Annotated in this window: 23 protein-coding genes; 7 read left to right on the top strand and 16 right to left on the bottom strand. The window is 71.0% G+C overall.

Translation table 11 applies throughout. The features are described from left to right. Positions 1-4: 4 nt before the first annotated feature. Positions 5-934: a non-homologous end joining protein Ku gene (gene ku, locus AC1D2H_RS20870; RefSeq protein ID WP_478012308.1), complete on the bottom strand. Its 930-nt coding sequence runs from the start codon at positions 932-934 to the stop codon at positions 5-7. Positions 935-1,075: 141 nt separating this feature from the next. On the opposite strand from ku, the gene AC1D2H_RS20875 reads away from it, so the two are divergent. Next, positions 1,076-1,801 (top strand): D-glycero-alpha-D-manno-heptose-1,7-bisphosphate 7-phosphatase, encoded by a 726-nt coding sequence (locus tag AC1D2H_RS20875; protein ID WP_478012309.1) that lies wholly within the window; start codon positions 1,076-1,078, stop codon positions 1,799-1,801. Between the two features lie 146 nt (positions 1,802-1,947). Here AC1D2H_RS20875 and AC1D2H_RS20880 read toward each other — a convergent pair whose 3' ends face one another. Together AC1D2H_RS20880 and AC1D2H_RS20885 are read right to left on the bottom strand one after the other, a co-directional pair. Next, on the bottom strand, positions 1,948-2,139 hold the full coding sequence (locus AC1D2H_RS20880; protein ID WP_477935988.1) for a CsbD family protein: 192 nt from the start codon (positions 2,137-2,139) through the stop codon (positions 1,948-1,950). A 372-nt stretch (positions 2,140-2,511) separates the two neighbouring features. Further along, the gene (locus AC1D2H_RS20885) at positions 2,512-2,766 is read right to left on the bottom strand and encodes a DUF378 domain-containing protein (protein WP_478012310.1); all 255 of its coding nucleotides are present in this window, start codon (positions 2,764-2,766) and stop codon (positions 2,512-2,514) included. 50 nt (positions 2,767-2,816) lie between these two features. Between AC1D2H_RS20885 and AC1D2H_RS20890 the strand changes: the two genes are divergently transcribed. Then, complete coding sequence (locus AC1D2H_RS20890) at positions 2,817-4,160, top strand: PQQ-dependent sugar dehydrogenase (RefSeq protein ID WP_478012311.1); 1,344 nt, start codon at positions 2,817-2,819, stop codon at positions 4,158-4,160. Here AC1D2H_RS20890 and rpoN read toward each other — a convergent pair. After that, positions 4,157-5,644 carry an RNA polymerase factor sigma-54 gene (rpoN, locus tag AC1D2H_RS20895; RefSeq protein WP_477935994.1) on the bottom strand — a complete coding sequence of 496 codons (1,488 nt, stop codon included), beginning with the start codon at positions 5,642-5,644 and terminating at the stop codon, positions 4,157-4,159. The two genes, AC1D2H_RS20890 and rpoN, sit on opposite strands and share 4 nt — an antisense overlap. Positions 5,645-5,992: 348 nt before the next feature. On the opposite strand from rpoN, the gene AC1D2H_RS20900 reads away from it, so the two are divergent. The 3 genes from AC1D2H_RS20900 (at position 5,993) to AC1D2H_RS20910 (ending at position 9,281) form a co-directional block, all read left to right on the top strand. Then, positions 5,993-6,310: a BON domain-containing protein gene (locus tag AC1D2H_RS20900; protein WP_477935998.1), complete on the top strand. Its 318-nt coding sequence runs from the start codon at positions 5,993-5,995 to the stop codon at positions 6,308-6,310. A gap of 169 nt (positions 6,311-6,479) precedes the next feature. Next, a complete protein-coding gene (locus AC1D2H_RS20905; protein ID WP_478012312.1) occupies positions 6,480-8,735 on the top strand; it encodes a hybrid sensor histidine kinase/response regulator in 2,256 nt (751 codons plus the stop codon). Positions 8,736-8,828: 93 nt separating this feature from the next. Next, positions 8,829-9,281: a PA2169 family four-helix-bundle protein gene (locus AC1D2H_RS20910; RefSeq protein ID WP_477936002.1), complete on the top strand. Its 453-nt coding sequence runs from the start codon at positions 8,829-8,831 to the stop codon at positions 9,279-9,281. A gap of 27 nt (positions 9,282-9,308) precedes the next feature. On the opposite strand, the gene AC1D2H_RS20915 is transcribed toward AC1D2H_RS20910, so the two are convergent. The 7 genes from AC1D2H_RS20915 to AC1D2H_RS20945 all read right to left on the bottom strand — a co-directional run bounded on the left by AC1D2H_RS20915 (position 9,309) and on the right by AC1D2H_RS20945 (position 13,385). Beyond that, positions 9,309-9,737: a hypothetical protein gene (locus tag AC1D2H_RS20915; RefSeq protein WP_478012313.1), complete on the bottom strand. Its 429-nt coding sequence runs from the start codon at positions 9,735-9,737 to the stop codon at positions 9,309-9,311. A 112-nt stretch (positions 9,738-9,849) separates the two neighbouring features. After that, positions 9,850-10,713, bottom strand: a complete 864-nt coding sequence (locus AC1D2H_RS20920; protein WP_478012314.1) for a lipocalin family protein — start codon at positions 10,711-10,713, stop codon at positions 9,850-9,852. Continuing rightward, the gene (locus AC1D2H_RS20925; RefSeq protein ID WP_477936008.1) at positions 10,694-11,101 is read right to left on the bottom strand and encodes a phage holin family protein; all 408 of its coding nucleotides are present in this window, start codon (positions 11,099-11,101) and stop codon (positions 10,694-10,696) included. Before AC1D2H_RS20925 ends, AC1D2H_RS20920 begins: the two co-directional genes overlap by 20 nt. Before the next feature lie 7 nt (positions 11,102-11,108). Further along, positions 11,109-11,498: a DUF883 family protein gene (locus AC1D2H_RS20930; RefSeq protein WP_477936010.1), complete on the bottom strand. Its 390-nt coding sequence runs from the start codon at positions 11,496-11,498 to the stop codon at positions 11,109-11,111. Between the two features lie 37 nt (positions 11,499-11,535). Beyond that, positions 11,536-11,805: a GlsB/YeaQ/YmgE family stress response membrane protein gene (locus AC1D2H_RS20935; protein WP_477936012.1), complete on the bottom strand. Its 270-nt coding sequence runs from the start codon at positions 11,803-11,805 to the stop codon at positions 11,536-11,538. A gap of 96 nt (positions 11,806-11,901) precedes the next feature. Next, complete coding sequence (locus AC1D2H_RS20940; protein WP_478012315.1) at positions 11,902-12,876, bottom strand: SDR family oxidoreductase; 975 nt, start codon at positions 12,874-12,876, stop codon at positions 11,902-11,904. Further along, on the bottom strand, positions 12,876-13,385 hold the full coding sequence (locus AC1D2H_RS20945) for a hypothetical protein (RefSeq protein WP_477936016.1): 510 nt from the start codon (positions 13,383-13,385) through the stop codon (positions 12,876-12,878). Before AC1D2H_RS20945 ends, AC1D2H_RS20940 begins: the two co-directional genes overlap by 1 nt. A gap of 103 nt (positions 13,386-13,488) precedes the next feature. Here AC1D2H_RS20945 and AC1D2H_RS20950 point away from each other — a divergent pair, with 103 nt between their 5' ends. Beyond that, positions 13,489-13,935 carry a response regulator gene (locus tag AC1D2H_RS20950; RefSeq protein WP_477936018.1) on the top strand — a complete coding sequence of 149 codons (447 nt, stop codon included), beginning with the start codon at positions 13,489-13,491 and terminating at the stop codon, positions 13,933-13,935. 28 nt (positions 13,936-13,963) lie between these two features. On the opposite strand, the gene AC1D2H_RS20955 is transcribed toward AC1D2H_RS20950, so the two are convergent. From AC1D2H_RS20955 to AC1D2H_RS20965, 3 genes are read right to left on the bottom strand one after another with little or no spacing between them, the layout of a single operon-like run. After that, a complete protein-coding gene (locus tag AC1D2H_RS20955) occupies positions 13,964-15,100 on the bottom strand; it encodes a zinc-binding metallopeptidase family protein (protein WP_478012316.1) in 1,137 nt (378 codons plus the stop codon). Between the two features lie 12 nt (positions 15,101-15,112). Beyond that, complete coding sequence (locus AC1D2H_RS20960) at positions 15,113-16,285, bottom strand: glycosyltransferase family 4 protein (protein ID WP_478012317.1); 1,173 nt, start codon at positions 16,283-16,285, stop codon at positions 15,113-15,115. A gap of 29 nt (positions 16,286-16,314) precedes the next feature. Continuing rightward, positions 16,315-17,388, bottom strand: coding sequence for a DNA topoisomerase IB (locus AC1D2H_RS20965; RefSeq protein WP_477936024.1), 1,074 nt, complete (start codon positions 17,386-17,388; stop codon positions 16,315-16,317). 52 nt (positions 17,389-17,440) lie between these two features. On the opposite strand from AC1D2H_RS20965, the gene AC1D2H_RS20970 reads away from it, so the two are divergent. Beyond that, positions 17,441-18,670: a glycosyltransferase gene (locus tag AC1D2H_RS20970; protein WP_478012318.1), complete on the top strand. Its 1,230-nt coding sequence runs from the start codon at positions 17,441-17,443 to the stop codon at positions 18,668-18,670. Positions 18,671-18,689: 19 nt separating this feature from the next. On the opposite strand, the gene AC1D2H_RS20975 is transcribed toward AC1D2H_RS20970, so the two are convergent. Together AC1D2H_RS20975 and AC1D2H_RS20980 are read right to left on the bottom strand one after the other, a co-directional pair. Then, positions 18,690-19,199 carry a hypothetical protein gene (locus AC1D2H_RS20975; protein WP_477936028.1) on the bottom strand — a complete coding sequence of 170 codons (510 nt, stop codon included), beginning with the start codon at positions 19,197-19,199 and terminating at the stop codon, positions 18,690-18,692. Then, a complete protein-coding gene (locus tag AC1D2H_RS20980) occupies positions 19,166-19,369 on the bottom strand; it encodes a hypothetical protein (protein ID WP_477936030.1) in 204 nt (67 codons plus the stop codon). Before AC1D2H_RS20980 ends, AC1D2H_RS20975 begins: the two co-directional genes overlap by 34 nt. Between the last annotated feature and the right edge of the window lie 8 nt (positions 19,370-19,377).

The following is a 19,377-nucleotide window of genomic DNA, read 5'->3' on the forward strand; positions in this document are numbered from 1 at the left end:
GCGCCTATTTGCGTGCCCGCGCCCGCTTGGGTGCGGCGGCTTCGGGCTCGGCCGCGTCGCGCCGGGCGACCGTCTTGCGCGTCGGCAGCGGCGTGACCTTGGCCGAGGCCACCTTGCTGCCCGCTTTGGCGCCTGCCTTGGCGGCCGGCTTGCCGCCCAGGCTGGCGCGCAGGGCCTCCATCAGGTCGATGACCTGGCCGCCGCCCGTCGGCCCGTGCTCCTCGCGGGAAGAGGCGACGATCTTCCTGCCCTTGACCTTCTCCTCGATGGCGGCGAGCACCCTCTCCTTCTCCTCGTCGCGGAACTGCTCGGGGTCGAAGCTGTCGGCGGCAATCTGGTCGACCAGTTGCAGGGCCAGCTGCAGCTCGGTTTTGGAGACCGCGGCCTTGGGAATTTCCAACGCCGCCAGCGACCTCACCTCGGCCGAGTAGCGCAGCTGCTGCAGGATCAACCCGTCCTCGTTGGCCCGCACCTGGGCCACGTATTGCTTGGCCTTCCAGGGCCACTTGGCCAGCGCGCAGCGGCCCGACTGACGCAGCGCCTCGGCGAGCAGGGCATAGGGCTTTTCACCGCGCTTGTCGGGCGCGAGCAGATAGCTCTTGTCGTAGTACAGCGGGTCGATGGAGGCCAGCGGCACGAAGTTGACGATCTCGATGACGTGGCTGCTGCCCTCTTCCAGCTCCTTGAGCTCCTCAGGCGTGAAGAGCACGAACTGGTTGTCCTCTACCTCATAGCCCTTGACCATGTCCTTGCGCTCGACCACCTTTTGGGTGCGCTCGTTGATGTATTGCTGCTTCAGCCGTGAGCCGTCCTTGTCCAGCAGGTTGAAACGGATGTCCGCACCGCTCTCGGTCGCCGAATACAGCCGCACGGGCACGTTGACCAGGCCGAAGCTCAGGGTCAGGGAGGCGATGGAGCGGGCAGAGGTGGCCATGGGATCTCCTGTCTTGCTCACACGCTAGCCCCGCGCCGTTCCAGGGCTCAGGGGACGGCGCCCCATCGGGCTGTAGGACGCTGGCGGGCACGCCGATTGCCTGGAGCCGGTCTGGCACTCCCGCCCTGCCCGAACGAGCCCATGAGCTTCAGCGCCTCTTTCGACCCCATCGCTTCATCCAGCCTGCTGACCATGCGCGAGCTGCCCCGGCCTGCCGCGCGCCCGCGCCTGCGTGCCGGCCTCTTCATCGACAAGGACGGCACCCTGGTCGAGGACGCGCCCTTCAACACCGACCCGCTGCTGCTGCGCTTCGTGCCCGGTGCCGGCGCGGCGCTGGCGCGGCTGCAGGCGGCAGGGCTGGCCCTGGTCATCGTGACCAACCAGAGCGGCCTGGCGCATGGCCGCTTCACGCGCGCCGAGTTCGCCCGCCTGCAGCAGGTGCTGCTGCAACGCCTGCAGCAGGAATTCGGCGTTCGCATCGACGGCGTCGAGGTCTGCCCCCACGCGCCCGACGACGAGGGACGCCCCGCCTGCCTGTGCCGCAAGCCGGCGCCCGGCATGCTGGTGCGCGCCGCGCACCGCCACCACCTGGACCTGGCGCGCTGCTGGATGGTGGGCGACACGCTGGACGACGTCGAGGCCGGCCACCGCGCGGGCGCCCAGGGCCTGCTGTTCGACAGCGGCAGCGAGACCGCCTGGCGCCGCTCACCCCTGCGCCAGCCCGACGCGCGCTTCTTCGACTGGCCGACGCTGGCCGACTATGTCGAGAAGCTCGCCGGCGCCGAAGCGACGACGTCGCCAGCGCAGCCCCTGCACATCACGGCTCCGCGGGCGGTGCCTGCCCAAGCTCAGCTTCAGATCGGCTGAACGGGCGGCAAGACGCGCGCAGCTTGCCGATTTACCGGGCCGGCATGGCGAGCGGCAACCCTCATTGATCGATCAGGGGCGCCCGATAGCGCGAAAAAGCGCCGCCGGACCCTGAGGCCCGGCGGCGCGGCACTGGCGCAGGGGCGTCAGATCTTGCGGTTGTCGCGCGCTTCCTTGACGGCCTCGCGCACATCACCCACGGCCTTCTGGGCCTTGCCTTCGACCTGGGTCGCGGCGCCCTTGACCTGCTGCTCGGTGCTGCCGATGGCCTCACCCAACTTGCGCTGCGCCTTGCCGGCGACATCCTTGACGCTGCCCTTGATCTGGTCGCTGTTCATGAGGTACTCCTTTGCTGTATCCCTTGTGGCGGCTTGCCTAGGGACTGGCGTCAGACTAACGAGTCAGCCGTTCTGACTGCGCCAGCCCGCGCCCTGTCTGGCGGTGGGCCCCCTCCTACGCCGCCTTGGCTGGCCGGGCGCCTGCCGCTCTTCCTACGCAGGTGTCGGGCCTCGTCCGCTACGTGCGGGGCCCCGTGGCAGTCATGCTTGCCTTACCCCCACCTCACAAGGAGATCACCATGGGCAAATACCTTCTCGCCTGGCTGCTCGGCGTTCCGGGCATCGTGTTGCTGCTGGTCTATCTCTTCTTCCACTGAACCTCTCCAAACGCAAAGGGCCCGGCACTGCCGGGCCCTTTGCTTTTGCGGCGCCTCAGAGTCGGCCGCGACCCAGCCGTGGCAGCAAGGTCAAGGCGAACAGTGCCGCGACACCGACGAGCACATAGACCGTGCGCGACAGCAGCGTCATGCGGCCGAACAGGGCGGCGATGAAGTCCAGGTTGAACAGCCCCACCAGCGCCCAGTTGAGGCCGCCGATGATGAGCAGCACCAGGGCCACGGTGGCGACCGCGCGGGCCGTGGGGCGGCCGGTCACGGCGGCCGCGGATGTCGTGTCGGATGTGTCCATGGACGCTGCGCGGCATGCGGCATGCCCGGCGGGCACCCGGCTTGCCGTTCATGGTCATGACTTCGCGCATGAACACGGGGCCTTTTTCCCTGCTGCTGGCGCTGGCCTTGGCGGGCTGCGGCGAGACCACCCGCTTGCCGGACGGCGCCGACGTCGGCCCTCGGCCCACGCTGGTCGAACCGGTCCACACCCTGGTGCCGACGGCCCATGTCGCCGCGACCCGCCCCTGGCTGGCCGGCGAGGCGCCGGTTGCCGCGGCGGGCCTGCAGGCCCAGGCCTTCGCCAGCGGCCTGGAGCACCCGCGTTGGCTGCATGTGCTGCCCAACGGTGACGTGCTCGTCGCCGAGACCAATGCGCCGCCGCGCCCCGACGAAGGCAAGGGCGTCAAGGGCTGGGTCATGAAGAAGCTGATGGCCAAGGCCGGTTCGGCCACGCCCAGTGCAAATCGCATCACGTTGCTGCGCGACGCCGACGGCGACGGCCGCGCCGAGGTGAGAACCGTCTTCCTGCACGACCTGAACTCGCCCTTCGGCATGGCCCTGGTGGGCGACCGCTTCTATGTCGCCAACACCGACGCCGTCTGGGAGTACGCCTACGCGCCCGGCCAGACCGCGCTGGCAGGCCCGGGCCGCAAGCTCACCGACCTGCCGGCCGGCCCACGCAACCACCACTGGACCAAGAGCCTCATCGCCAGCCCCGACGGCAGCAAGCTCTACGCCACGGTGGGCTCCAACAGCAACGTGGCCGAGAACGGCATGGCGGCCGAGGAAGGGCGTGCGGCGATCTGGGAGATCGACCGCGCCAGCGGCACCAAGCGCCTGTTCGCCACCGGCCTGCGCAATCCCAACGGCATGGCCTGGATGACACCCACCGGCGGCACGCCCGTGCTGTGGACGGTGGCCAATGAGCGCGACGAGATCGGCAGCGACCTGGTGCCCGACTACCTGACTTCGGTGCGCGACGGCGGCTTCTACGGCTGGCCCTACAGCTGGTACGGCCAGCATGTGGACGAGCGCGCGCAACCGCAGCGGCCGGACCTGGTGACACGCGCCATCGCACCCGACTACGCGCTGGGGGCCCATGTCGCCGCCCTCGGCCTGGCTGCAGCAGGCGCCAGCCCCCTGCCCAGGCTGCTCCCCGGCGGCAGCTCGGAGGGCGTCTTCATCGGCATGCACGGCTCGTGGAACCGCAAGCCCTTCTCGGGCTACAAGGTCGTCTACATCGGCTTTGCCGCAGGCCGGCCCCAGGGCCTGCCCATCGACGTGCTGACAGGCTTCCTCAGCCCCGAGGGCGAAGCCCGCGGCCGACCGGTGGGCGTGGCCATCGATGGCCGCGGCGCCCTGCTGGTGGCCGACGACGTCGGCAACACCATCTGGCGCGTAGCGCCGCGCTAAGCCACCCGCCGGCGCCGGTCCACCGCCTCGATCTTCAGCATCTGGCGGTATTTGGTGACGGTGCGTCGCGCCACCACCAGGCCCTGCTGGGCCAGCTGGCGCGTGATCTCGGCATCGGACAGCGGCGTGTCCGGGCTCTCGGCCTCGATGATGTCCTTGATGAGGCCGCGGATGGCCGTGCCCGAGCAGGCGCTGCCGTTGGCGCTGATCATGGCGCGGCTGAAGAAGTATTTCAGCTCGAGCACGCCGACCGGCGTGGCCATGTATTTGTTGTTGGTCACCCGCGAGACGGTGCTCTCGTGGATGCCCACTTCCTCGGCGATCTCCTTCAGGCCCAGCGGTTTCATGGCCATCGCGCCGTAGTCGAGGAAGTTGTGCTGGCGCTTCACGATGGCCTCGGCCACGTCCAGGATGGTCGAGAAGCGCTGCTCGACATTGCGCAGCGTCCAGCGCGCCTCCTGCAGATGCGCCCCCATCTCGGCGTTCGCCGCCGTGCGATGGCGCTGGAACAGGTTGGCGTAGACCTGGTTCAACCTCACCTTGGGCACGATGGCCGGGTTGAGCTGCACCGTCCAGCGGTCGCGCACCTTCCTGACGATGACGTCCGGCACCACATAGGCGACGTGCGAGGAACCGAAACGCCAGCCCGGCCGCGGGTCCAGCCGGCGGATGCGGTCGCAGACGGCTTCGACGCGCGCCGGCGACTCGCCCAGTTGCCGGGCCAGCGTGGCGACGTCGCGCGCGGCCAGCGCAGGCAGGTGGTCGCTGACGATGGCCTGGGCCAGGGCGCGCGTGTCGGGGCAGTCGATGGCGGGCAGCTGCAGCAGCAGGCATTCGCCGACGTCCCGCGCGGCCACGCCGGCCGGGTCGAGCGACTGCACGAGCTTGAGCGCGAACTGCATCTCCTGCAAATCGGGCAGCGGATCCTGCGCGGCGACGACGATCAGTTCCTCCAGCGGCGTGCGCAGATAGCCGTCGTCGTCCAGCGACTCGACGATGGTGCGCGCCAGCGCGAGGTCGCGCCCGGACAGCGGCAGCACGTTCAGCTGGCCATGCAGATGCGTCGTCAGCGAGGTCTCGACGGCCATCATGTCCAGCGCGCTGAGATCGCCGTCCTCGGCACGACGCTGGCCGGCACTGTCGACGGCCCACAGGTCGCGGTCGCCACCATCGTCGGGCGCACCGGCACCGTCGCCGTCCGCCATCGGCGCATCCGCCTCGACGACGCCATCGGCCGACACCGCCTCCATCATGCCGAGCGGGCCGGGTTCGGCGCCGTCGGCGGCCTCGGTGGCTTGCCCGCCCTCCTCGCCTTCACCGCCCTCGCCCTCCTCGGCCTCGAGGAAGGGATTGCGGCCCAGGGTGTCACGCAGCATGGCCGCGAAATCCAGCGAAGACATCTGCAGCAGGCGCACGGCGTGCTGCAGTCGGGGCGACAGGGTCTGGGTTTGCCGGTGGTCGGCACGGAGGTCCAGGGAGGGCACGGGGGTTCCTCTTGCGGGTCTTGCAGGGTCAGGGGCCGGCCGCATCGCTGCAGCGCTGACCCTTCCAACGCAACGTCCATGCCGGATTCACGCTGGCGTCGCGTCCGGACACAAAATCGACTTTCTCCTTGCGCAACAAGGATTTGGGCACGCACCTCCACATCGTGGCGACGTCAGGCCGGCCCCCACCTTGCAGGATTTACCGATCGCCCGGGCGCGGACCGGCTAATTGCGGTAAAGCCTGCCGTCGCGCAGCGCCGCGACGGGGCCGGCCCGGGCCCGCCCAACCAGCCCGGGCACACCGGTTGCCGTGAAGTCGCGCGAGTCTCCCTCGCGCAAGGAGAAGGCATGAAGAAGATCCTGATCGCTTCGATGGTGGCTCTCGCCACGCTTGCGGGCACCGGCTGCGCCGTTACCAGCGGCCAGAGCACCGTGGGCCAGTATGTCGACGACGCCACCATCGCCACACGCGTCAAGGCGCGCTTTGCCGAAGACAGCCAGGTCAGCGCGATGCGCATCCAGGTCGAGACGCTCAAGGGCACGGTGCAGCTCGCCGGCTTCGCCACCTCGCAGGCCGAGAAGGACCGTGCCGGCCAGCTGGCCCGCAGCACGCCCGACGTGAAGGAGGTGCGCAACAACATCATCGTGAAGGTCCCCACGAACTGAAGTGAACCGCCCGCCGCAGGCGGGCACGCCGTTTGCCATCCGGCTCGCACAAGAGACATTCCGCGGGCCGGGGCCGGGCCGCGGTGCTTTGGCTGATAGGGTTGCTATGGTTGCGTTGATGCGATCGGTCCCGGCTTTCCTGCGGGGCCTGGCACACCCGCGATTCGCCATGCCGGTCACCATCCGTTCACGTCTGCTGCTGCTTGTCCTGTCCGTGCTGCTGCCTGGCATGCTGGGCGTGGCATGGCTCGTCGCCAGTACCTACGAAGCCGAGCGCGACGCGCACCAGCGCAATTTGCGCGACACGGCGCGCGCCCTGTCCATGCTGGTCGATGGCGAGTTGTCGCGCCGCGCGGCCATCGCCCACGTGCTCGCGCAGTCACCGGCGCTGGACAGCGCCGGGCCGCTCGACGAGGAACAGCGCCTGGGCTTCGAGAGTCTGGCCCGGCGCGCCATGCAGGGGCTGGACGGCTGGGTCGAATTGAGGGCACCGGGCAAGCTGCTGCTCAGCACCCGCCTGCCGGCGGGGGGCGGCAGCGAGGCGCCCGGACCTGAAAACCTCAGCGCCAGCCCCGTCATGCTGCCCCTTCAGCCCGCGATGACGAACGCAGCGCCTGAGCTGCAGGAGCCTCACGCGTCATGGGTCGAGCCCGTGACGCGCAACGGCACACTGCTCTACAACCTCGTCGTCACCGTGCGGCCCTCGGAGCTTCAGAGAATCGTGCAGGCCCAGGCGCCGCATCCGGGCTGGATCGGCTCGGTGCTGGACAACTCCGGCCAACTCGTCGCCCGCCTGCCTGGCGGCACTCGCTACGTGGGCCGCAGGGCAAGCCCCGACATCCTCGCCCACATGGCCGCGGCCCGCGAAGGTGCCTTTGAATCGGTCTCTCTGGACGGCGTGCCGACGGCGGGTTACTTCAGCACCTCGCCGCTGGGCTGGAGCTATGTCAGCGCGATGCCGCGTGAGGATTTCGGCGGCCGCATGCCCCAGGCGGTGCTGCGGGTCGCCATCGGCACGCTGGTGCTGCTGGCGCTGGCCATGGTGGGCGCGGTGTGGGTGTCGCGCCGCATCGAGCGGCCGCTGCGCGCGCTGAAGCGCCAGGCCGAGGCCCTGCAGGCCGGCCTGCCGGTGCAGGCCCAGCCCACCGGCATGGTCGAGTGCGATGAGGTGGCCGACGCCCTTGTCACCGCCGGCCGCAGCATGGCCAGCGCGCGCGCCGAGCTCGAGCACAGCGTGGCCCAGGCCGTCGAGCGCACGCGGCTGGCGGAGCAGCGCGGTGCGCAGAGCCAACGCGTCGTCGCGCTGGGCCGGCTCACCGGCGGCGTGGCGCATGAGTTCAACAATCTGCTGGGCGTCATCAGCAACAGCATGCATCTGATGCAGCGCCACCCCAGCGCCGCCGAACTGCAGGGCCCACTGAGCGCCACGCAGCGCTCGGTCGACAAGGGCAGCCAGCTGACCCAGCACCTGCTGCGCTTCGCCGGCCGTCGCCCGGTGCGGGTGCAGACGCTGTCGCTCGCCAGCTACCTGCCCGAGGTGCAGGAGCTGATGCGCAGCGTGCTGGGCCGGCGCATCGAGATCCAGGTGCAGGTGTCAGCGCATGTCTGGCCGGTGCGCGTGGACACCAATGAACTGGACCTGGCCCTCGTCAACCTGGCCCTGAACGCCCACGACGCCATGCCGGCGGGCGGCCAGCTGAGGCTGGGAGCACGCAATGCCGAGGCCGCCGACAAAGAGGGCCTGCCGAACCTGGCTCCGGGCAACTATGTGCTGCTGACCGTCGGCGACGACGGCATGGGTCTGGACCCGGCGCTGGTCGAGCACGCCTTCGAGCCCTTCTTCACGACCAAGGGCGTCGGCCAGGGCACCGGCCTGGGGCTCAGCCAGGTCCATGGTTTCGCGACGCAGGCCGGCGGCACCGCGCGCCTGGCCAGCACGCCGGGCGTGGGCACCACCGTGTCACTGCTGCTGCCGGTGGCGGCCAGCGACGAGGACCGCCCCACGCCTGCTGTTGCCGATGCCGCCCCGCAAAGCATCGCCGGCGCCACCCTGCTGCTCGTCGAGGACGACGAAGCCCTGGGCGATGTGACCGCCGCCCTGCTGATGGCCCACGGCGCCAAGGTGCTGCGCGCCCACGACGTGGGCACCGCGTTGCGCGTGCTGGACAGCGGTGCGCAGCCCGACATCGTGCTCAGCGACGTCGTCATGCCGGGGCCGCTGGATGGCGTCGCGCTGGCCCGGCAGCTGCGTGAACAGCGCCCCGGCCTGCCGGTGGTGCTGATCAGCGGCTTCAGCAACACGGCCATCGCTGACGGCGAGTTCGTGCAGCTGCGCAAGCCCTGCGCCCCTGCCGAACTGCTGGCCGCCTTGCAGGCCGCCCTGGCGGCGGCACGCGCCGGCGGCCCGGCCGTGAACCCGCCGTAACAGGGCGGGCACGCCACCTGCCCCAAATCGGGCTGGACGCACGGTGCAGCTGCGGCACGCCGGCGCCTTCATCGACCCGCGAAAGGACATGCCATGAGCAACGACGACATCATCGACACGCTGAACGATCTCATTGAAACCTGCAAGGATGGCGAGTACGGCTTCCACGCTTCGGCGGAATACCTGAAGGATCCGTCCATCAAGCAATCCTTCGAACGCCGCGCCGAGGAATGCCGCCAGGCCGCCGCCGAGCTGCAATCCAGCGTCGTGCGCCTGGGTGGCAAGGCCGAGGACAGCGGCACGGCCGCCGGCGCCATGCACCGCGGCTGGGTGGCCGTCAAGGGCACGCTGGCCGGCTACACCGACAAGGCCATCCTCGAAGAAACCGAGCGCGGTGAGGACAGCGCCATGAAGGCCTACCGCGAGGCCCTCGAGCAGGCGCTGCCGCCCGATGTGCGTTCGGTCGTCGAGCGCCAGTACGAGGGCGTGAAGCGCAACCACCTGCAGGTGCGCACGCTGCGCGACCAGGCCCGCGCCGCCGTCTGACCGCGCGACGCGCCGCCCCGGCCGCGGCTAGCTGCGGCCGGGGCGATGTCCGGCTGGATCGGGGGCGATCTGCTCGTCTTCCCGGTCCTCTTCTTCATCCGCTTCATCCTCTTCATCCTCACTGAGCGGCGCCTCATCGACGGCGCCGAGCAGCGCATCGACGTCATCGGCATCGCCAGGCGTGAAGACGCGGTCCACACCGATGTCGGCGCCATCGCGCACACCCGTCTCGCCTTCGCCGGCGGCCAGTGATTCGCCCAGCGGCAGCGGTGCCATCTGATCGTCGCGCAGGGCCACGTCCACCGGCAGGCCCGGGTCGGTGCCATCGTCGTCACCTTCCAGGCCGCTGACGTCGCTGCCACTGTCCGAGCTGTCGCCCGGGCCGAGGCTGGCCTTGTCCCGGCCGGCGGGCTCGGCCGCAGCGGAATCAATACCGAGCAAGCTGCTGCGTGCCATAAGAATCTCCTGGTCGAAGCGGGACAACCCCGCCAGGATTGACGGCAAGCCATGTGCCGCCGGCGTTGGCGCCCAGGTTGTCCAAGGCGGGCCTTGGACGCGGGCCTGCATTTCAATCGGGCCCGAAGAAGCGCAGCCTGTCGACGGCGAAACCGCGGTCACGCGCGATCTGCACCAGGGCCTGGCGGCGCTCGGCTGCCAGCCCGGGCCGGCGCGACAGCAGCCACAGCGAGTCGCGATCGGCGCTGCCGATCAGCGCCTCGTCGTAGCCCTCGTCCACATGCAGCACGGTGCGTTCTATCCAGGCCCAGGGCAGGAATTGCAGGGCTTCCGGCCAATGGCTGAAGCGCAGCCGCGCGCCCTGGCTGGCCGGCACCGCTTTGACCTTTGCCTCGCTGCCATGCGTGCCGCCGGCGTCGATGCGGCGCTGCAGCAGGTCGAACTGGCCATCGTCGCGCGGCAGCAGGCCGAGTTCAGGGGGCTGCAGTGCCGGGGCCTGCAGCGGCGCCGGCAGCTCGCCGACGAGGAACCAGCGGCCGGAAAGCCGCGTCAGGTCGACCTCGGCCGCTGCCGCCAGTGGCTTGGCGCGGCGAGTCCCCAGCAGGCCTTCGACCAGCGGCAGGCCCAGCGTCACGACGCTGCTGGCCGTGGCCGGACTGACGCGGTTGCGCCAGCTTTCCGGCAACAGCGGCCAGGCCAGGCCCAGCAGTCGCACCCAGGAGACGTCGGGCAGCACGCCGGCCAGGATCCACGGCGCGGAAGCGGCACGAGGTCGCCGTCGCAGCGACAGCAGTGCCGCGACGCCGAGCAACACCGCGCCGGCCGGCAGCAGCAGCTTGGCGGGTTGCAGGGTCTGGCGCAACCGGTCGGCAAGGTCGTGAGCGCCCGCGCCCAGCCGGGCCTCGCGCGCCATCAGCCGCATCTCGACGTCCAGGATGCGTGCATCGATATCGGGCTCAGGCAGCGGCGCGTTCATCGGTGTCCTCGCGGGGTGGCGGTTCGGGCGCCAGCATTAGATGGCGTTGCGTGACGGGCAGGCCCAGCCTGGGCAGCAGCTTGCGCACGCGCTGCAGCGCCAGCAGGATGGCCAGCCCGTTGACGGCGATGGCGATCAGCAGGGCGGCCTCCAGGGGCAGGCCGGCCCGCATCAGCAGGCGGATGACGCCGGCCCACAGCACCAGCCAGGCCGTCACGCCGAGGATGGCCACGGCCACCATCAGCGCGACGATCTGGGCCAGGGCCCGGGCCGCGCGTTGCAGCTCCAGCGACAGCAGCTCGACACGGTCGCTGACCAGGCCGGGCAGCTCGCGCCAAAGCGACTGCAGTTGATCCCGCAGTGGCTTGTCTTGCAGCGGGTCGGCCAAGGCCGCCTCAGCGCGCCAGACGGGCCACGAGCACGCCGACGGCCAGGGCCGTCGCGAGAGCGGCCAGCGGGTGCTCGCGCACCGTGCTGCGCAGGCTCTCGGCCCACTCATCGCCGATCTCGCGGACATCGCTGGCGCGCTGGCTCAGCGATTCACCGGCCGCCTGCACGCCTTCCTGCAGGCGCTGCACGGCGGGTGCGGCCGTCCCGGCCACGCGATCGATGGCGCTGTGAGCGCCCTGCACGACGCGGTTCAGCACGTCGTGGCCGACGGCTGCACCCTTGTCGACGGCGTCACCCGCCTTGGCCGCGGTGTCGTTGATGGCGGTAGCGACGGGCGCCGGCGTGGCGGGAGAGGCCGAGGAGGTGGGGAAGGGAGTATTCGCCGTGGTGGTCATGGTGGTCCTTGGGTGAAAGAAAGGTGAACGGGAAGGGTCAGCGCGTGGTGCCGCGCTGGATGAGATTGACGATGGCCAACAGCACGATCGCGCCGAGCAGGGAAACCACGAGGGAGCCCATGCTGAGCATGCCGTCGTTGATGGTGGCAACACCCACCATGGGCGAGATCAGCCAGCCGCCGATGGCCGCGCCGACGATGCCGACCAGCACATTGAGGACGACGCCCTGCTCGCCGTCGGTGCGCATCAGCAAGCTGGCGACCCATCCGATGAGGCCACCGGCAATGAGCCAGATGATCAGATTCATGAAGTACTCCTTGGCCGCGGCGCAGCGCCGCCGCCGCAACAGGCAAATGGGGTGCCGTGCGCCGGTGGCGGCAGAACTTGCCGCATTGCTTGCGGGTCAGATCGCACCGACGCTGCCGGTGACGGGCAGCACGATGCCGGTGATGTAGCCGGCACAGACCGGCGAGGCGAGGAAGACATAGGCCGGCGACAGCTCCTCGGGCTGGGCCGCTCGCTTCATGTCGGTCTGCTTGCCGAATTCGGCGACCTTCTCGGCGGGTGCGTCGGCCGGGTTCAACGGCGTCCAGACCGGCCCCGGCGCCACCGCGTTGACGCGGATGCCCCGCTCCAGCAGGTTGCTGGCCAGCGATTTGGTCAGCGCATGGATGGCGCCCTTGGTGGCCGAGTAGTCGAGCAGCCGGGCACTGCCCTTGAGGCCGGTCACCGATCCCGTGTTGATGATGGAGGCGCCCTTTTTCAGATGGGGCAGGACGGCGCGCGCCATGCGCAGATAGCCGCCGATGTTGGTGTCCAGCGTCTCGCGGATGCGTTCGTCGTCGAGATCCTCGAGCGAGGCCGCATGCTCCTGGAAGGCGGCGTTGTTGACGAGCACGTCGATCTTGCCGAAGCGGGCGATGACCTGGGCCACGGCGCTGTCGCACCAGGCGCTGCTCTTCACGTCGCCCTGCAGCAGCAGGCATTGGCGGCCCTCGGCTTCGATGCAGCGGCGCGTCTCCTCGGCGTCTTCGGTGGAGGAGTGATAGGCCACGGCCACATCGGCGCCCTCACGCGCGAACAGCACGGCCACGGCGCGGCCGATGCCGGAGTCGGCGCCGGTGATGAGGGCGACGAAATCCTGCAGCTTGGCGCTGCCGCGGTAGTCGGGCGCCAGAAAGCGTGGCGCCAGCTCGAGGTCGGCCTCGCGGCCGGGCTTCTGCAGATGCTGGGCCGGCAGGGACTCAGGCTGCGCGCGGGCGCCCGCCTGCACGGCACCGTCCTGCTCGTCCATCTTGTGCGGCGCCTTGGCGTCGGCCTGGTCCTGGCGCTTCTGGATGTCGCGCTGCGTCTGCAGGGTCTTGTCGGCTTCAGACATCACTGCGCCTTCTTCATTGCGGCCGCTTCGGTCTCCTTGCCCGAGGGCGTCTGCGCGTCCAGGCCCCGGTCCGGGGACTCGGCGACCTGGGGCATGTCGCCCGGGCGCTCGATGAGCTCCTCGATGATGAAGTGGCCGTAGTGCTGGGCGCGCTCGGCGCCGCAGCCCTCGGCCGCCCGCGCCACGCGCGTGGCCTGATCGTCGCTGCCGACCTGGACGACCAACCAGTGGTAGCCCCTGGCGGCCAGCGCACGGTGGGCGAGCACCAGGTTCATCTCCTGGCCGATGGCGGCAATCGGGCTGGCATGGGCGATGTCATCGTCGATCTGGCTGAGCATCTCGCGGTCGCTGTAATGGTGCACGGCGGCATCGGGCAGGCCCAGCGCGGCCAGGGCCTGGCCGGCGCGCACGGCCTGGCCGGCCTCGGGGAAGGAGATGACGACATGGCCGACCGGCTTGAAGACGCCAAAGCTGCGCGGCGCGCCGCTGGTGGAGGTGGTGGTTGACATGGCAGGGCCTTGGTGGAGTCGATGGTCGTGACAGGCAAGGCCGGTGCCCGGTCCGGCGGGCACACGGATTGCCCTTGTGCTGGCCATGACGCCCGGAGGATCCATGCCCAACCCAGCCCGCCGACCCGTTCTCTATGTCGAGGACCATCCGGTCAATGCGCTGCTGATGGCGGCGATCCTGGAGCGGCGCCCCGAACTCGAACTCTTCATCGCCACCACGGGCGAGGAGGCCATGCGCATGGCAGCCGGCTTGGCGCCGGCCCTGCTGTTGCTGGACCTGGGCCTGCCCGACTGCCACGGCAGCCGCCTGCTCGGACTGTTGCGTACCCTGCCCGGCTGTGAATCGGTACCGGCTGTGGCCGTGACGGCCGACGTCAACTTTCCCGTCGAGGACTGGGGCTTCTGCGAGCTGTGGAGCAAGCCGCTGAATGTCGACGAAGTCCTGAGCCATCTGGACGGTCTGGTCGGCACCCATGCGTCGCCGCCACCGCCCCTGCCCGAACTGCGGGCGCGGCCCGCGCCGGCCGCGCTGGCACCGCACTGGCATTGAGGGCGCCACAGGCACCGCCACCGAGAGCTCAGTCCCGCGCGCCCTGCACGATGCGGTGCACCAGGTGCAGCTTGCGCACCGCGGGCGCCGACAGCACGAAGGGGTAGAAGTCCGCCACGCCCATGCTGCGTGACAACTCGTTGAGCACGCCGGTCAACTCCATCCAGCTGTTGATGAGCTGCAGGAAGCCGGCCGCACCGGGATCGTCGGCATCCGCGGCGAGGTCGGCACCGAAGCGCTCATAGCTCAGTTCCACGCGCTCGCCGTCCAGGCCGAAGCTGCGCGCCGTGTCCAGCGTGTCGACGAGGTGCAGATAGTGGGCCCAGGTCTCGGCCCAGTCCTCCCAGGGGTGGGCGCTGGCATAGGAGCTGACGAAGCGCTGGCCCCAGTCGGCCGGTGCGCCATGGGCGTAGTGGCGCTGCAGCGCCGCCGCATAGTCCTCGCGCTCATCGCCGAACAAGGCGCGGCAAGGCTCTATCCAGTCGCTGTGCTCGACGAGGCGCTGCCAGTAGTGGTGGCCGGTCTCGTGGCGCAGATGGCCCAGCAGGGTCCGGTAGGGCTCGCCAAGATCGTGGCGGCGCGCCTCGCGGCGGGCGTCATCGGCCTCGGACACGTCCAGCGTGATGACGCCGTCCGCATGGCCGGTGACGACGGCCGGGCCCTCGGGCGGCGCCAGCAGCAGGTCAAAGGCCAGCCCGTGCTCGGCATCCTCGCTGCGCGACAGCACCGGCAGGCCCAGGCCGATCAACGAGGACACCAGGCGGCGCTTGGCGAGTTCGATGCGCCCCCACCACAGGCCGGCGTTCGGCTGCGACTGGTCGGGCACGGTGCGCGTCAGCCGGCAGCAGCGGCACAGCGCGAAGCCGGCCATCACCTCGGTGGCGTCCAGCAGCCAATTGCAGGCGGCGGCCGTGTCCAGGTTGGCGCAACGCGCATAGCGCGGTGCGCGCCGCGCCGGCACGCCAGCCTCGCGCCAGCCGCCGCGGCCCGAGCGCACGGCCTCCAGCGCCAGCAGCACGCCGCGCGTGGCGTCATAACCCAGCGGCCGGTGGCAGGCCAGGCATGCGCTGTTGCGGAAGAACACCGGCCGCCCGCAGGCGCAGCTGAAGGCGCGCGGCGTCGTCGGTGGCGGTACCGCGCGCGGCGTGGCGGCAACGGGCAGCATCGGCGACCGGTGTCAGGCCAGGGCCGCGTAGCCGGGCACGGCCTCGGCCTGGGCGGCCAGCTGCAGCAGGGCCTGCTCGAAGCGGCGCTGCACGCCGGCCCAATCGGCCTGCATGGCAGCCAGGCGCGCCTGCAGGCGCAGCGGCCCGTCGGGGGCGGAAGCATCGAGGGCGCGGGTGGCCGCGTCGAGGAAGGCGTCGGCCGCGTCCAGGCCGTCGCACGGCGGCGCCAGGCAGCCACTGATGCCGTCGCGCACATGCTGGGCGGCGGCGCCGGTGTCGAAGGCGGCCACGGCCAGGCCGCTGGCCATGGCTTCCAGCGTGACGTTGCCGAAGGCCTCGGTCAGGCTGGGGAAGAGGAAGACGTCGGCGCTGGCGTAGTGCCGGGCCAGCGCGACGCCGGTCTGCATGCCGACGAAGCGCGCCGTCGGATGGGCGTATTCCAGCTGCGCGCGCATCGGGCCGTCGCCGACCACCACCATGCGCAGCCCGGGGCGGCGCGCGCTCAGGCGCTCGAAGGTCTGCAGCGCCAGGCCGACGTTCTTCTCCGCGGCGAGCCGGCCCACGTAGAGCATGACGCGGTGGTCATCGCCGATGCGCCAGTCACGGCGCAGGCGCGGGTCGCGGCGGTCGGGCGAGAAGTGGCGCGCATCGACACCCGCGCCCAGCACCTGCAGGCGCTCGAAGCCGTGGCCGGCCAGCTCCCGCTGCAGCTCGGCGGTCGGTACGAAGTTGAGGTTGGCCATGCCATGCAGGCGACGCAGATAGGCCAGCACGACGGGCTCCAGCCAGCCCAGGCCGTAGTGGCCGCAATAGGCGTGGAAGTTGATGCGGAAATCGGCACTGCGGGCGATGCCTTCGCCGCGCGCGGCGCGCAACGCAGCCCAGCCCAGTGGGCCCGGCGTGGTCACGTGCACGAGGTCGGGCAGGCCACCATGGTCATGCCACAGCGCGCGCAGCGCCGCGGGCGTCGCCCAGCCATAGCGCAGGCCCGGATACCTCGGCACGGGTCCGCCCCCGCAGCGCCATTCGTGCCTGTCGCGGCAGGGCAGCTCGTTGGGCCGACGCGGCCGGATCAGCTGCACGTCATGACCGGCCTCGCGCAAATGGCGCAGCGCGCGGTCGGCGGTCAGGGACACGCTGTTGATGTCGGGCGGAAAGGTCTCGGTGACAAAGGCGATGCGCACGAGGTTTCACTCCGGGTTGCATCTCGGCGTCAGGGCAAGTGGGATGCCCGCGAGCGCAGCAGGGCCATCAACTGCCGTTCGGCGGCACTGAGGCCGGCCCGGGACGAGGGCGCGGATGCCCAGGGCTGCGCGCGCAGCCTGGCGCGGGCCGCTTCATCGCCCAGGGCCTCGCCCAGGCCGAGCACGCGGGGGTGGATGTAAGCCTTGCGGCAAACGGCGGCGGTGTTGCCCAGGCGCCGGGCGACGCTTTCGAGCACCTGCTGCGGCCGGCAGGGTTCCGCGCCCTCGGCGCAGGCCTGCAGCGTCAATTGCAGTGCCAGCGCACTGCCGTGCCAGGTGCGGAAATCCTTGGCCGTCACGCGCAGGCCGGCGGCCTCGGTCAGCCAGGCGTTGACGTCGGCCGAATCGATCGCATGGCTTTGGCCCGCGTCGTCGACATAACGAAACAACTCCTGACCCGGCAGTTCGCGGCAGCGGCGCACGATGCGGGCGACGCGGCGGTCGTTCACGCTGACCGAATGGCGCACGCCGCTCTTGCCCACGAAGGACAGCCGGATGGCGTCACCCTTGACGCCAGCGTGGCGGTTGCGCAGCGTGGACAGGCCGTAGGAGCCGTTCTCGCGCGCATAGCTGCTGTTGCCGATGCGCAGCCAGGTGGTGTCCAGCAGGCGCACCAGCGTCGCCAGCACGCGCTCGCGCGTCGGCTCGCCGGAGCCGGCCAACGCGCGCTGCACGCGCCGGCGCAGGCGCGGCAACACGGCACCGAAACGCAGCAGGCCGTCGAACTTGGTCTGGCCGCGGCCGGCCATCCAGTCGGCGTGATAGCGGTACTGCTTGCGCCCGCGCGCGTCGCGGCCGGTGGCCTGCAGATGGCTGTCGGCATGCGGGCTGATCCAGACCCGCTGCCAGGCGGGCGGCACGGCCAGCCGGCGGATGCGCGCCAGCGTGGCCTCGTCGCGGACGCGCCGGCCGCGGGCGTCGCGGTACTGGAAGCCGCCGCCGGCCGTCGGCGAACGGCACAGGCCAGGGCCGTCGTCACTGAGCCAGCGCAGTCCAGCCTGACGCGCCTGGCGGATCTCGGGGGATGCGGGTGGCTTGGGCATGCGGCTCTCAGGCAGGCGACGTGCCAGGCATGCCGCTTGCCCCCGCGCCGCAATGCGTTTGAACCATTCCGTGCCCGAGCAGCAGGTCCCGGCGACATCACCGGGCGCGGCCCCCCATCTGCTGGATGTGTCGATGTTCTGGGGCGCGACCGGCCGCGTGCGGCACGCGCTGACCGCCAAGCACGATAGGCTGCGCCCGCTGGGCTGGCGCCACACCATCGTCGCCCCGGGTGCCCAGGGCCCGGGCCTGCTGGACTGCGGTGGCATCAGCCTGCCGCGCAGCGGCGGCCAGCGCCTGGTGCTGGGCCGGGGCCGTGCGCTGCGGCAGATGCAGTTCGCTGCGCCCGACCTCATCGAGTCGGCCGACCCCTATGTGCTGGCCTGGGCTGCGCTGACCGCGGCCGAACAGTTGCGCGTGCCGGCCGCCGCCTTCTGCCACGGCAACCTGCCCGAGCTGGCGCAGCGCCTGGCAGGCGGCGCCGAAGACGGGCCGCTGGGCCGCGGCGCCGAGCGCTGGGCGCGGCGCTATCTGGTCCATCTGTATCGCCATTTCGACCTCGTCATGGCACCCAGCAGCGTCATGGTGCAGCGCCTGCAATCCTGGGGCGTGCCCCGCGTGACGCTGCAGCCGCTGGGCGTGGACTGCTCGGTCTTCACACCCTGCGCAACGGACGCCGCCTGGCGGGCCCGGTTCTGCCGTGACCAGGGCCTGGCGCCGGACACACGCCTGCTCCTCTACACCGGCCGCTTCGCGCGCGCCAAGAACCTGCAGCTGCTGGCCGATGCGGTCGCCCTGCTCGGCCAGGGCCACGTGCTGCTGGCGGTGGGCGACGGGCCGGCGCCGCCGCTGGGCGAGCAGGTGCGGCTGCTGCCGACCGAGACCGACAGCGCCAGGCTGGCGCGCATGGTGGCCAGCTGCGATGCCTTTGTGCACGCGGGCGACCAGGAAACCTTCGGCCTGGGCGTGCTCGAGGCCATGGCCTGCGGCACGCCGGTCGTCGTCGCCAATGCCGGCGGCCTGGCCGAGCTGGCCCAGGGCGCCGGCCTTCTGGTGGACCGGCCACGGGCCGGCTGCTGGGCCGAGGCCATGGACGCCAGCCTGGGCGGCAACAACGCCGCCCGGCGCCGCGCCGGCCTGGCCCGCGCGCAGGCGCATGACTGGCCGCATGTGCTGGCGCAGATGACGCGGCGCTACGCCGCCCTGCTCGGCCGCGCCACCACCACGACCGCACCCGCACCCGCGCGCGGCCTGGCGCTGCCGAGCCTGGCCCGCCAGCGTTGACCGCCGCAGCGCGGCACGGTCAGTTCAGCGCGTACTGATCCTCGACATCGCGGCTGCCCGCCTGCCAATGCTGCAGCGCCGCCTCGGTCTCGAGTTCCAGCGCCTGCCAGGGCATGGTCTTGGCGTCGGCCTGGGCCAGCAGCTCGTCGAGGCTGACGAACTGCAGCTGGACGAGTCCTTCGAGCACGGCCACCAAGGCAAGCTGCTCGGTGTCGCCCCTGGCGCCCCGACTGGCCAGGTCGCGCAGCGCAGCCACCGCCTCCATGGCCAGCTCCAGCTCGGGCCAGGCCTCTGGCCGTGACGCGCGCAAGGCGGGGTGAAGCAGTTCTTGCTGCAAGCGGCACAACAATTCGACACCCGAGCGCAGCCGCCGCAGCGCCAGGCTGGGGCGGTAGCGGGCCGCGTGGCGGCTGCTGTCGAACTCCTCGTTCAAGGCGTGCTGGAAGTTGGCCAGCTGCGTCAGCAGCGGCAGCCTGGCCACCAGGGCCTGCGCCGTCAGCGGGAACTGCGCGAGCTCAGCAGATGCCATAGCGCAAACACCAGCGTACCCACGGCCGCAGCGGCGACGGCCACACGCACCGGTTCGTCGCGTACATAGCCCAGCGTGCGGCCGGAGGCCTGCGCGACGCGCGAACGCACATCACGCAGCATCGGCGTCACCGCGTCGGCTGCCTCGTGCATCAAATCAGCGTGACCCATGGTCTGTC

The sequence above is a fragment of the Roseateles sp. P1_C1_2 genome (assembly GCF_056406535.1).